We start from the raw sequence: 12,291 nt of genomic DNA on the forward strand, positions 1-12,291 counted from the left end.
TTTCAGAACTGCTGCCGCAATCCCCGCGCCCTCGCCAAATGCCAATCCATGCCCATGGTGAAAAACGCCGATTCGGCTTCATCGAGCAGGCCGCGGGCGGCCCCTGATTCGCCGCGCTGCAATGCCAGCTCGGCGGCGCAGAGTTCGGTGACGGCGCGTTCGTGCATGGAGCCGCGGCGCTGCGCCACGGCGTGGGCGGCGGCCAGGTAACGCATCACCCGCTCGGGCTGCCCCTGGCTTTGCGCCAGCCGGGCGGCGGCGCGGTAGGCCATGGCCACACCGATCCAGTCGCTTTGCCGGGCGCGCTTCAGGGCCAGGGCCATGTGCTTGCGGGCCCGATCTGCTTCGCCTTGCTGCACCAGGATTTCGGCCAGCCAGCCGTGGTTGAGTGAGCTGAACAGGCCACCGCCGCGCGGGGCCAGCCAGGCCACGGCTTCTTCCAGGGCCTTGCGCGCCAGCGGGCAGCCGCCGCCCATCCAGGCGCCGTAGGCCCCGGCCGCATGGCCCATGGCAAAGGTGAAGAGGCTGCGCACCTGGGCGCCAACGCGGTGGGTCTCGGCCGCGCAGACCTGCGCCTCGGCCCAGCGCCCCTGCCAGAGCAGCACGGCCGCGCGCCAGCCCTGGATGGACGCTTCGACGGCATGGTTGCTGCCTTGGACCAGGCTCAGCGCTTCTTCAAACGCGGCATCGGCCGCGCCGAAATGGCCTTGGTCGCCCAGCACATAGGCCCGGCAGGCCAGGGAATACGCCAGGCCAATCGGTGGGCGGCGTGTACTGGAGGATGAGGCGCCGGCTTGCGGGCGCAGCTGGGCGATGGCCTGGTCGAGCAGCTGCAGGGCGGGCGTGTACTCGGCGGTGGCGGCGCGGATCTGGCCCAGGGTGCCGGGCATCTGGGCGAGCAGGGTCTGGTCCTGGGCGATCAGGGCTTGTTCCTGGCTGCGCAGGCACAGCTGCAGACCGGCCCGGGCCTCTCCCAGGGCGTAGCGCACATAGCCGAGCCAGTACTGGGCGCGCGCCATGGCCGTGGCGTCGCCGCTGAGGGCGGCCAGGCCGGTGGCATGCTGCAGCACGCGCAAATCGGCGCGCGAGGCGTCGAACACGCAGGCCATGCCGAAGCGGTGGGCGATGGCGATCCAGCGCCGGTGCACCTCTTCGCTGGGCGGCAGATGCTCGAGGGCGGCCAGGGCCGCGCGGTACTGCTTCTTGGCGCGGTCCAGGGCCGAGCTGGCCAGGGCCTGGTCACCGGCCTGCTCGGCATGGTGGGCGGCTTCCTGCCATTGACCGGCGGCGCCGCCGTGGTAGGCCAGCAGCTCGTGTGCGGGCTCCTGGCCACCCAGGGCCAGCTGGGCGCGCAGCTCGGCGGTGATGTGGCGGTGCAGGGCCTGGCGTTCGTGCAGGCCGGTGCTTTCGTAGATGACATCGCGGGTGATGCCGTGCTTGAACCGCAGCAGGCCCGGCTGCCCGGCCGGGAAGATGAAGTCCAGCTCGGCCAGCTCCAGCACCACCGGGTCCTTCTCGCAGCAGCCGCTGATGCGCTCGAACAGCCAGGTCGGGATGACCGCACCGATCACCGCGGCCACGCGCAGCAGCTGGGCCTGGGCAGGCGGCAGGCGCGCCACCCGCGACTCGATCAGCGCGGCCAGCCAGGCATGGCCGCCGCTGGCCGGGTTCAGGGCGGGCGGCGCCTCCTCGGCGGCAGGCAGCCCACCACTGCCGCGCTGGTGGGCCAGGGCGTGGCAGAGCTCTTCGATGAACAGCGGGTTGCCGCCGGCATGGCGCTGCACCTCGGCGCTGATGAAGGGATCGGTGCCCGGCAGCAGCTGGACGATGGCCTGTCGCGCCTCCTCTTCGCTGAGCGGCAGCAGCTCGTGGTGGTGCAGGGCCTCGTCGGCCTCGTGGCCGTGGTGGATGGGCAGCAGCAGGGCCGGGGTCTCGGTCACCACCGCAGGCCGGGTGGCGCTCAGCAGCATCAAGGGCAAGGCCCGGCGCTCGGCCTCGGCGCGCAGGCGGTGCAGCAAGGCCAGGCTGGCGTCATCGGCCCATTGCAGATCGTCGATCAGCAGCAGCAGCGGCCCCTGGCCGGCCAGTTGCAGCAGCAGCTGCAGCACGGCCTCCTGGCGCGCCTTGGCCGGGCCGCGCAGCACTGCATCGGCCTCGGCCGAGCCCTGGCGCTGCAGGGTGCGCAGCATCTGCAGATAGGGCTGCAGGGGTTCGGCACTGAGGTAGCTTTCGCAATAGCCGCGCAGCACGCGGCAGTCGCGATCGGCGGCGCGGCGCAGGAACTCTTCGGTCAGCCGGGTCTTGCCCACGCCGGCGCTGGCGCGCAGGCTCAGCCACTGCGGCTGGCCGGCGCAGGCCTGATCGAGGCGCTGCTCCATCAGGGCCAGCTCGGCGGCGCGGCCGACAAAAGGCGCCAGGCCGCGGCGCTTGCTGGCCTCAAAGCGCCGGCCGATGCTGACCTGGCCCAGGATGCTGTAGACCGCCAGCGGCGTTTGCCGGCCTTTGAGCGGGACCATCCGGCGTTCGCTGGTCTGGAAGAAGGGGTGTAGCGGGCCCAGGGTCTCGGCGCTGACCAGGATCTCGTCGGCACAGGCTTCGGCGGCCAGGCGAGCCGCGACATTGGGTGTGTTGCCGAGCAGCTCGAAGCGGCCGCGCATGGCGTCGCCCTCTTCGATCAGCACCATGCCGGCATGGATGCCGGTGTGCAGGCTCAGGCCCTGGCCGGCCGGCCAGGCGGCCGCGGCGGTCTGTGGTTTCATGCGCCGCACGGCTTGGTGCAGCTCCAGCGCCGCCTCGGTGGCGCGGCGGCCGTCGTCCTCGCGGGCTTGCGGGTGGCCGAAGATGGCCAGCACGCCGTCACCTTGAATGCGCACCACCGTGCCACCGTGCTTGGCGATCAGGTTTTGGTAGAGGCCGCGCACCTCGGCCAGCATGGCGGCGTAATGCTCCGCCTCCATGGCATCGGACAGCCGGGTGGATTCCGACAGGTCTGAAAACAGGATGGTGAGATGGCGTCGCTGCCCGACGGCTTGTGGCACTGGGGCGCGATCGTGAGGGTCGGGCATGGCCTGGGCGCTTTGCGACTTCGCGTTGTCCGGCCATCCTACCGCTTGGGGATGGTTCGCAGTTAACAAACCGTAACAGGTGCAGGGAAAGCGGGCAGGTCTTCTTCACGCAGACCCAGGTAGATCGGCTCCCCGGCACGCCGGTGGATGTTGATCTTGGCGTTGTAGACGCGGTGGGCGCGGCCGTGCTTGTCGAGGATCTCGAACTCGCTGATGCCGAACTCGCCCTGACCGTTCGGGCGGCCGGTCAGGTAGCAGGCGATCTCGTCGATCTCCGCGCCGGCCAGGCTCAGGCCGTTCAAGGCCTTGAGCGGGCGGCGGGTGCGCTCGACAAAATCGATGCTGGCCATGCGCTGCACCTCACCGCTGTGTTCGTCGCGCATCAAGGTGTTGAACTTGCCCAGCAGGATCTGGCCCGGCAGGGCGCGTTCGATCATGCGCGCCAGCTCTATCGTGACCTGGCCGACCAAATAGCTGAAGGAGGTCGGGTTCAGGCCCTCGGATTGGTAGAACTCGTAGTGCGAGCCGACATGGAAGGCTGCGCGCAGCAGCGGCACCGAGTTGGGCTGGCTGGCGCGTTCGCGGGCCAGGGCGTTGTCGGCCAGGATGAACTGCAGCAGCTGGTAGAGCTCGACATTGGCCTCGATGCCGCGCATGCGGTTCCAGATGTAGAAGCCATCGCCGGTGGTGGTGCGGGCGAAATTGATGTTGATCTCGCGATCCAGCAGCTTGGCATAAGCGGCATTGACGGAGCAGGACAGGCTGTTCAGCTGCACCACCTGCTGCAGCGGGCTGAGCAGGGAGAAGCCCACCGCGTCGAACAGGATCACCGCCCGGTCTTCCACCAGGCGGATGCCGTAGCGCGCAATGATGGCGGCCACCAGGTCCAGGCCCAGGCCGGCGTCGGGCGCGAAGGGCAGCTGGATGGTGTGCGGGCGCAGGCCCAGCTCGGCCGCGGTGCGCTCGAACTGATCGGCACTGAGATGGCTTTGGTGGGCCAGCAGCTCATCGAGCAGCTGGGCGCGGCGGCGCACTTCCTCGGGCGCCAGGCCCGGTGCCTGGGTGAACTCGGTCAGCAAGGGGTGGGGGGCAACCAGCAGGTTCAGGCCCTGCGGCAGCGGGGTCCAGGCGAACACCAGATTCTCGCCCAGGTTCCACAAGGCGTAGAGCAGCTGGTCCAGCACCACGATGTTGTGGCGCACCTGGGCCTCGGCCAGCCCGGTGGGCAAGGCATAGGCCATGAAGCCGTCAAGCCATGATCTGCGCTTGCGGGATTCTTCCGTCACTCCAGCACCTCCAACGATTGTTGGCGGCATTGTCGGAGATGTGGCTCGCAAAATGGCCGAGCCGAGGCAGAGAAACACGGGGGTGCCTACGTCCATTCAGGGGGGACGGCAGCACCGGCCATGCGTCTATGGCTCGGCTCGGCAGGGTTCAGAGCGGTCGGTGGGGCAGCTGCCTCTGGCGGGGCATCGCTTCTGCATCACGTGGTCCCGTCTCAGCCGTTGCGACGTGCAGCCTTGGCATCGCTCTTGGCGGCAGCCAGCATCAGCTGCTGCATCTGGGTGTTGACGCTCAGGCCCGAGACTACGACGCGCGGCAGCTGCTGCACAACCGGGGCGGGGCCGGCGGACTTACCGGTTACGACGACGCGCGGCAGCTCGGTCTTGGTGGCGCTGCTGTCGGCGGCAGAGGCCGCCGAGGCGGCGAACATCAGGCTGGTGGCCAGGGCGGCGCTGGCGATGCGGATCAGGGTGGTGGTCTTCATGATGAGTCCTGCTTTCTTTCTTGCGGTTGGCGAAGCGGCCCAGTGCTGCTTCGATGGACTCAGTATCGAAAACCCTAGGTCGCGCAGCCATGCCTGTGCGACGAACTGCGGCGGCAGGCGATTGAATCGCCGCCGGCGCCGACAAGGGGTTAACCCTAGGCGTGAACAACTGCCGTTCTGGCGCGATTTCCAGCCTGGAACGGCCCGCCCAGGCCGCGGTGGGGCGCTGGGCGGCCGCCCGACCTATGATGGTGGGTTTTCCCGTACTGCGATTTGATTGCCGCCCACCATGACCCACGCACACGACCCTGCCGAGACCTTACGCCCCGCTGCCGAGGTCGGTGGCGTGCTGGACGGGCCGCTGATCCGCGTGCGCGGCGCCCGCACCCACAACCTCAAGAACATCGATGTCGACCTGCCGCGCAACAAGCTGGTGGTCATCACCGGCCTGAGCGGCTCGGGCAAGTCCAGCCTGGCTTTTGACACCCTGTACGCCGAAGGCCAGCGCCGCTATGTGGAAAGCCTGTCGGCCTATGCCCGGCAGTTCCTGCAGCTGATGGACAAGCCCGATGTCGATGTCATCGAAGGCCTGTCGCCGGCGATTTCCATCGAACAGAAGGCCACCAGCCACAACCCGCGCTCGACCGTGGGCACGGTGACCGAGATCCACGATTACCTGCGCCTGCTCTACGCCCGCGCCGGCACTCCCTTCTGCCCCGACCATGACCTGCCGCTGGAAGCGCAAAGCATCGGCCAGATGGTGGACGCGGTGCTGGCCATGCCGGAAGACAGCAAGCTGATGCTGCTGGCACCGGTGGTGCGCGACCGCAAGGGCGAGTTCCTCGACCTCTTCGAGGCCATGCAGGCCCAGGGCTATATCCGCTTCCGTGTCGACGGCGTGACGGTCGACGCGCCGGATTTCCCGACGCTGAAGAAGGCCGAGAAGCACGACATCGATGTGGTGATCGATCGCATCAAGATCCGCGCCGACAACGCCGACCAGCTGCGCCAGCGCCTGGCCGAAAGCTTCGAAGCCGCCCTGCGCCTGGCCGAGGGCCGCGCCCTGGTTGTGAACATGGACAGCGGCGCCGAGCAGATCTTCTCCAGCAAGTTCGCCTGCCCAATCTGCAGCTACTCCCTGCCCGAGCTGGAGCCGCGCCTGTTCTCTTTCAACTCGCCGGTGGGTGCCTGCCCGTCTTGCGAGGGCCTGGGCCAGATGACGGTGTTCGACCCCGAGCGCGTGGTCGCCTTCCCGACGCTGAGCCTGGCCAGCGGCGCCGTCAAGGGCTGGGACCGGCGTAATGCCTACACCTTCTCCATGCTGGAGGCGGTGGCGGCGCACTACAAGTTTGATATCGACCTGCCCTTCGAGGAACTGCCCGAGACGGCGCGTCAGGTGCTGCTGCATGGTTCGGGCACGGACGAGATCCAGTTTGTCTACCAGGCCGAAAGTGCCTCGGCCGCCGGTGGCAGCAAGAAGCGTTCGGTCAAGCGCTCGCATCCCTTTGAAGGCATCCTGCCCAATTTGCAGCGCCGCTTCAAGGAGACCGATTCCAGCGCGGTGCGCGAGGACCTGGCCCGTTACATGGCGCCCAAATGCTGCCCGCATTGCGAGGGCTCGCGCCTGCGCCGCGAGGCACGCCATGTGGTGCTGCAGCCGCATGACGCTGCGCCCGGTGCCAAGGGCCGGCCCATTTACGAGGTGGAGCACTCCACCCTGCGCGACTGCCTGGACTACTTCGAAGGTCTCAAGCTCAAGGGCGCCAAGGCCGAGATCGGCGACAAGGTGATCCGCGAGATCAGCTCACGCCTGCGCTTCCTCAACGATGTGGGCCTCAACTACCTGAGCCTGGATCGCAGCGCCGACACGCTTTCGGGCGGCGAGGCCCAGCGCATCCGCCTGGCCAGCCAGATCGGCTCGGGCCTGACCGGCGTGATGTATGTGCTGGACGAGCCCAGCATCGGCCTGCACCAGCGCGACAACGACCGCCTGATCGCCACCCTGCGCCGCCTGCGCGACCTGGGCAACACGGTGATCGTGGTCGAGCACGACGAAGACGCCATCCGCGCCGCCGACTATGTGCTGGACCTGGGCCCCGGCGCCGGTGTGCATGGCGGCCGCATCATGTCCCAGGGCACGCCCAGCCAGGTGGCGGCCGATCCGGCCTCGCTGACGGGGCGCTATCTCTCAGGCGCCGCCTGTATCGAGGTGCCGCGTGAGCGCCACCGTGTGCCGGCCGATGCGGTTCACAAAAGCCTCAAGATCGTCAACGCCCGCGGCAACAACCTCAAGGGTGTGACGGTGGAGATCCCGGTGGGCCTCTTGACCTGCGTGACCGGTGTCTCCGGCTCTGGCAAGAGCACCTTGGTCAACGACACGCTGTACACGGCCGTGGCCAAGAAGCTCTACCAAAGCCATGCCGACCCGGCGCCGCATGACGAGATCGGGGGCCTCGACGCCTTCGACAAGGTCATCAATGTGGACCAGTCGCCGATCGGCCGCACGCCGCGCTCCAACCCGGCCACCTACACCGGCTTGTTCACGCCCATCCGCGAGCTCTTCGCCGAGATGAACACCGCCAAGGAACGCGGTTACGGCCCGGGCCGCTTCAGCTTCAATGTGGCCGGCGGCCGCTGCGAGGCCTGCCAGGGCGACGGCGTGCTCAAGGTCGAGATGCACTTCCTGCCGGACGTCTACGTGCCTTGCGACACCTGCCAGGGCAAGCGCTACAACCGCGAAACCCTGGATGTGCTCTACAAGGGCAAGAACATCACCGAAGTGCTGGCCATGACGGTGGAGGACGCCCACCCCTTCTTCAGCGCCGTGCCCTCCCTGGCGCGTAAGCTGCAGACCCTGCTCGATGTCGGCCTGGGCTATGTCAAGCTGGGCCAGAGCGCCACCACGCTCTCGGGCGGCGAGGCGCAGCGGGTCAAGCTGGCGCTGGAGCTGTCCAAGCGCGACACCGGCCGCACGCTTTACATCCTCGACGAGCCGACCACCGGCCTGCACTTTGCCGACATTGCGCTGCTGCTCAAGGTGCTGCACCAGCTGCGCGACGCGGGCAACACCATCGTCGTGATCGAGCACAACCTCGACGTCATCAAGACGGCCGACTGGCTGGTGGACATGGGCCCCGAGGGCGGCTCCGGCGGTGGGCAGCTGCTGCTGGCGGGCACGCCCGAGGAACTGGCTGCGCACGAGGGCAGCCACACCGGGCGCTATCTGAAAGCCTTGCTACCCAAGAAGCGCGCCTGAGCGCGGTGTTGGCGCTGCCGGCTGACGGCGGCGCCGACGGATGAACCCAGGATCAGCGCGGGCGGCGCTTGGCCAGGAAGGCCAGGGCCAGCAGGCCGCCGGCAAACAGGGCCCAGCTTTCGGGCTCCGGCACGGCTGGGGTGGTCACCACGATGCTGGGCGGCAGCGAGGGCACGTTGAAGCCTCCCACCGACGGGCCGGGATTGTTGCCACTGAAGGTCGGCGGATTGCTGGGCACCAGGGCACCGGGCGTGGCGCCACTGCCGCCATCGAAGCCGGTGTTGGCGCCACTGGCCAGCTGGGCAAAGCTGTTGCGGCCGCTGTCCGGTGCGCCGCCGCCGAGGGCACCGGCGGCTGGCGGGTCCATCTCCAGCTGGCTTTGCGGGTCATCGATCTCCTGCGCGGCCGAGGCGACATTGGTGGCCGCCGCCGGCGCCGAGGCACGCGGTGTCATGCGCTGGATGCGGCTGACATTGCGGCAGACCGTGGGCACCAGAATGCACTGGCCCTCTTCGCAATAGACCAGGCCACGTTCTTCGTACTTCTGTGTCCACTTGGCGCGGCTGACCGTCTTGCAGACGTTGTTGGCGCCGAAGTGCATCTCGCTGATGGTGCTGCCGTAGATGGCCTTGCTGCCCTTGATTTCGTCGCGCTGGATGCTGACGATCTCGTCGTAATCGCGCTGGGCCATGCGCGCCTTGAGCTTGGCGCGCACCGGGGCGGGGATGTCCTGGTAGCGGTCCACGGCCGCGACCACATCACCCATGAAGGGGTTCACGCCGGGCCGATCCCACGAGCAGTGGGGCAGCGTGGCGCCGGATGCAGCAAGAGCGAGCGTGGCAAGCAAGGGCATGGAGAAGGGTCCGTTGAGCGGGGCTGGGCCGGGGTCAAGCGTGAAAAAATGCCGCGGAGGTCGCGACTGCGATTCACTGTCAAGAGTGTAGTAACCCTAGGTTGCCCGAGCGGGAGGGGAACCCCCTTGACTGGTGGGTGCCGCTGCCGCGGATTTCACGAATCCATGCCACTTGTGGGCTGCGCTCCACGTTGAGCTGCCCTGGCCCCGGTTTTTTCACCGGGCTGCAGGGCGCTGGCGGGTCAGGGCCGGTTTCGCTGCTATCGTTCGTGGCGCAACGCTGTTTCTTGCATTCCCAGCTTTCCTGCCATGTCTCCAGCCGCCAGCCTCCAGGTGCTTTACGTCGAGGACGATCGCATCAACATCGTCCTGATGGAAGAGGTGTTCAGGCGCCTGCCTGGTTGGCATCTGCACTGTGCCGAGGACGGCGAGCAAGCCCTGGCCCTGCTGGCCGAGCGTGCGCCCGAGGCCTTGCCCGATCTGCTATTGATCGACATGAACCTGCCCGATATGAGCGGCCTGAGCCTGATCGAGGCCTTGCGGGCTGATCAGCGCCTGGCGCCCCTGCCCTGCGTGGCCCTGTCGGCCGATGACCATGCCAGCCAGGTCGAGGCCGCGCGTGCCGCTGGCTTCAGCGATTACTGGGTCAAGCCCATCGATGTGCTGCGCCTGAGCGAGGCCTTGCAGGCCACGGCCGCGCGCCTGTCTCGCTGAAGCAAGCGTTCGGCGCACAGACGCCAGCGCCCCCTCGATCGGCCAGCCGAAAAAAAGCCCGGCATGCCGGGCTTGTTCATGTCTGCAGCATCGAGGTGGTGGCCGCTTGAGCCGGCCGCCACCGCAGGCGCATCACTTCAGGTGGCTGTTGATCAGCTTGGTCATCTCGAACATATCGGCCTTGGCCTTGCCGAAGATTTCCTTCAGCTTGGCATCGGCGACGATGATGCGCTTCTGCACTTCGTCCTGCAGCTTGTTGGCCTTGATGTATTCCCAGACCTTCTTGGTCACATCGGTGCGCGGCAGCGGAGCTGCGCCGACGATGGCGGCCAGGGCGGCGCTGGGGGTCAGGGCTTTCATGAAGGCTGCATTCGGAGTGCGCTTCTTGGCGGGCGCGGCTGCCTTCTTGGCAGCAGGCGCCTTCTTGGCCGGAGCAGCTTTCTTTGCAGGAGCTGCCTTCTTCGCCGGCGCAGCAGCCTTTTTGGCGGCGGGCGCCGCGGCTGCTTTCTTTGCCGGAGCGGCCTTGGTTGCCGGAGCCGCCTTCTTTGCGGGTGCGGCCTTCTTCGCAGTTGCCATTTCAATTCTCTCCATCAAAAGTTGTTGATGTGCCGGGTCCGGGTGAAGGCCGCATAAGCCTTCATTTCTCTCTAGCACCGAGCAAGGATGATGGTACTGCGCACCTATGGCATTGAGAAGGCTTTGCCAGGGGGAGAAGTGCTGATCTCACGCGGAAAAGACGCTTGTTTACCCTCGGTGTCGCGGGCTTGCGTCATTCAGGGCCCGCCACTGCGCGTAAACCCGGCGTCTGCCTCGGCGCGCCAGAGCTGCGCAGGGCCGATGTCATCGAGGGTCTTGCAGCCGCACAAGGCCATCGCGATCTCGAATTCATCGCGCAGCAAACGCAGCGCGCGGGCCACGCCGAGCGCGCCCGCGGTGGCCAGGGCATGGATGTAAGGCCGGCCCAGCAGCACGGCATCCGCCCCCAGAGCCAGTGCTTTCAGCACATCGCTGCCGCGGCGGATGCCGCCGTCGACCAGCAGCGGCAGCTCAGGGCCAACGGCCGCACGCACGCGTGGCAGCAGCGCGGCGGTGGGCGGCAAGGTGTCCAGCGTGCGGCCGCCGTGGTTGGAGACGATCAGGCCGGCCACGCCGCGCGCCACGGCCTCGCGTGCATCCTCGGGGTGGTTGGCACCCTTGAGCAGCAGGGGCAGATGGCTGTGCGCGCGCAGCCAGTCGATCTCGGCCCAGGTGGCGGCGCGTGGCATCAGGCCGTCGAACAGCTCGCTCTGGCCCGGCTGCAGGTTCAAGGGCTTCTTGATACCGCCGAGATTGACCGCTCGGATGTCGGCCGGTAGCGCGAAGCCGGCACGCCGCTCGCGGTCGCGTGCACCATGCACGGGCGCATCGACGGTCAGCACCAAGGCCTGGAAGCCCGCCGCTTCGACCCGGCGCAGCAGCTGCAGCATGAAGTCGCGGTCGTCGCGCCAGTAGAGCTGGAACCACAGCGGGCCGCTGCTCGGTTCGTCGTGAAAGGCTTGGGCGATGGCCTCCATCGGCATGCTGGACTGGGCGCTCAGCACCATGCCCGCTTGCTGCGCGGCCGCGGCGTAGGCGCTGGCCAGCTCGCCATCGGCATGGGCCAGGCGCTGGTAGGCGATGGGGGCCAGCAGGATGGGGTGGGCCAGCGTGCGGCCCAGCAGCTCGCTGCGCGTGTGGCCGCCGGCCAGATCGCGCAGCACGCGCGGCTGCAGCTGGAGGGCGTCCCAGGCGCTGCGGTTGCCGCGCAGCGTGATCTCGTCGCCGGCGCCGCCGTTCAGATAGGCCCAGTGCTCGGGCGCGACGGCGGCCTGGCCATGGGCTTCGAAATCGGCGAGGTTGGCGATGCCGGCCGGGATGTCCTGCAGCGGCGAGAGGTTCGGCTTGGCGTCGCTCCTCATGTGTCGGCCCACATGCGCAAGAGGTTGTGGTACGTGCCAGTCAGCTGGACGGCGGCGTCACCATCGCCATGCTCGCCGCGCAGCTGCATCAAGGCCTGGTCCATCTCGAACAGCAGGCGGCGCTGCTCGTCGCTGCGCACCATGCTCTCGATCCAAAAGAAGCTGGCCATGCGGGCGCCGCGCGTGACCGGCTCGACCCGGTGCACGCTGGTGCCGGGGTAGAGCACGGCATCACCCGCGGCCAGCTTGACGCGCTGTTCGCCGTAGGTGTCGGCAATCACCAGCTCGCCGCCTTCGTACTCCTCGGGTTCGCTGAGGAACACCGTGCAGGAGATGTCGGTGCGCACCCGCTGGCCCGTGCCGGGCACATAGCGGATCGCCTGGTCGATGTGGTTGCCGTAGGTGTTGGCCTCGCCGGCATAGCGGTTGAACATGGGCGGCAGCAGGCGCTTGGGCAGGGCCGCGGAGAAGAAGGTCGCGTGGCCCTCCAAGGCCTTCAGCAGCAGGGCTTGCAGCGTACGCGCCGATTCGCTGCCGACCGGCAGCTGCAGGTTGTTCTTGACCTGTGCGGCCTGCGCGCCGGCGGTGAGGCGGCCGTCTTGCCAGTCGGCCTGGTCCAGCAGATCGCGGGCCTGCTTCAAGTCAGCAGGGCTGAGGAGCGCGGCGATTTTCAACAGCATGGTGATCGGGGTGAAAAA

General features: G+C 68.0%; 9 protein-coding genes. 2 read left to right on the forward strand and 7 right to left on the reverse strand.

Features of this window, described 5'->3' with window-relative positions; all coding sequences use genetic code 11:
* Window positions 1-2: 2 nt before the first annotated feature.
* The 3 genes from AC1Q6P_RS16820 to AC1Q6P_RS16830 form a co-directional block, all read right to left on the reverse strand.
* Complete coding sequence (locus AC1Q6P_RS16820; RefSeq protein ID WP_492664036.1) at window positions 3-3,065, reverse strand: ATP-binding protein; 3,063 nt, start codon at window positions 3,063-3,065, stop codon at window positions 3-5.
* Window positions 3,066-3,127: 62 nt separating this feature from the next.
* Entirely contained in the window at window positions 3,128-4,351 is a 1,224-nt protein-coding gene (locus AC1Q6P_RS16825; protein WP_133155235.1) for a hypothetical protein, read from the reverse strand.
* A 212-nt stretch (window positions 4,352-4,563) separates the two neighbouring features.
* Entirely contained in the window at window positions 4,564-4,833 is a 270-nt protein-coding gene (locus AC1Q6P_RS16830; protein WP_492664037.1) for a hypothetical protein, read from the reverse strand.
* A 289-nt stretch (window positions 4,834-5,122) separates the two neighbouring features.
* Here AC1Q6P_RS16830 and uvrA point away from each other — a divergent pair, with 289 nt between their 5' ends.
* Window positions 5,123-8,089, forward strand: coding sequence for an excinuclease ABC subunit UvrA (gene uvrA / locus AC1Q6P_RS16835; protein ID WP_492664038.1), 2,967 nt, complete (start codon window positions 5,123-5,125; stop codon window positions 8,087-8,089).
* 52 nt (window positions 8,090-8,141) lie between these two features.
* Here the strand turns inward: uvrA and AC1Q6P_RS16840 are convergent, their stop codons facing one another.
* On the reverse strand, window positions 8,142-8,942 hold the full coding sequence (locus AC1Q6P_RS16840; RefSeq protein ID WP_492664039.1) for an MHFG family PEP-CTERM protein: 801 nt from the start codon (window positions 8,940-8,942) through the stop codon (window positions 8,142-8,144).
* 309 nt (window positions 8,943-9,251) lie between these two features.
* On the opposite strand from AC1Q6P_RS16840, the gene AC1Q6P_RS16845 reads away from it, so the two are divergent.
* Window positions 9,252-9,656, forward strand: a complete 405-nt coding sequence (locus AC1Q6P_RS16845; RefSeq protein WP_171828979.1) for a response regulator — start codon at window positions 9,252-9,254, stop codon at window positions 9,654-9,656.
* Between the two features lie 132 nt (window positions 9,657-9,788).
* Here the strand turns inward: AC1Q6P_RS16845 and AC1Q6P_RS16850 are convergent, their stop codons facing one another.
* From AC1Q6P_RS16850 to AC1Q6P_RS16860, 3 genes are all read right to left on the reverse strand, one after another.
* Window positions 9,789-10,232 carry an SWIB/MDM2 domain-containing protein gene (locus AC1Q6P_RS16850; RefSeq protein ID WP_102768645.1) on the reverse strand — a complete coding sequence of 148 codons (444 nt, stop codon included), beginning with the start codon at window positions 10,230-10,232 and terminating at the stop codon, window positions 9,789-9,791.
* Between the two features lie 197 nt (window positions 10,233-10,429).
* Window positions 10,430-11,593 carry an alpha-hydroxy acid oxidase gene (locus AC1Q6P_RS16855; protein ID WP_492664040.1) on the reverse strand — a complete coding sequence of 388 codons (1,164 nt, stop codon included), beginning with the start codon at window positions 11,591-11,593 and terminating at the stop codon, window positions 10,430-10,432.
* Window positions 11,590-12,273, reverse strand: coding sequence for a Fe2+-dependent dioxygenase (locus AC1Q6P_RS16860; RefSeq protein WP_492664041.1), 684 nt, complete (start codon window positions 12,271-12,273; stop codon window positions 11,590-11,592). The genes AC1Q6P_RS16855 and AC1Q6P_RS16860 overlap by 4 nt, the downstream gene beginning before the upstream one ends.
* Window positions 12,274-12,291: the final 18 nt, after the last annotated feature.

It is taken from the genome of Roseateles sp. GW835-FHT13E02 (genome assembly GCF_058794035.1).

Bases quoted from the DNA above. Each gene is read 5' to 3' on its own strand.
- AC1Q6P_RS16820 (WP_492664036.1), bottom strand. From the start codon at position 3,065: ATGCCCGACCCTCACGATCGCGCCCCAGTGCCACAAGCCGTCGGGCAG.
- AC1Q6P_RS16830 (WP_492664037.1), bottom strand. From the start codon at position 4,833: ATGAAGACCACCACCCTGATCCGCATCGCCAGCGCCGCCCTGGCCACC.
- uvrA (WP_492664038.1), top strand. From the start codon at position 5,123: ATGACCCACGCACACGACCCTGCCGAGACCTTACGCCCCGCTGCCGAG.
- AC1Q6P_RS16840 (WP_492664039.1), bottom strand. From the start codon at position 8,942: ATGCCCTTGCTTGCCACGCTCGCTCTTGCTGCATCCGGCGCCACGCTG.
- AC1Q6P_RS16845 (WP_171828979.1), top strand. From the start codon at position 9,252: ATGTCTCCAGCCGCCAGCCTCCAGGTGCTTTACGTCGAGGACGATCGC.
- AC1Q6P_RS16850 (WP_102768645.1), bottom strand. From the start codon at position 10,232: ATGGCAACTGCGAAGAAGGCCGCACCCGCAAAGAAGGCGGCTCCGGCA.
- AC1Q6P_RS16855 (WP_492664040.1), bottom strand. From the start codon at position 11,593: ATGAGGAGCGACGCCAAGCCGAACCTCTCGCCGCTGCAGGACATCCCG.
- AC1Q6P_RS16860 (WP_492664041.1), bottom strand. From the start codon at position 12,273: ATGCTGTTGAAAATCGCCGCGCTCCTCAGCCCTGCTGACTTGAAGCAG.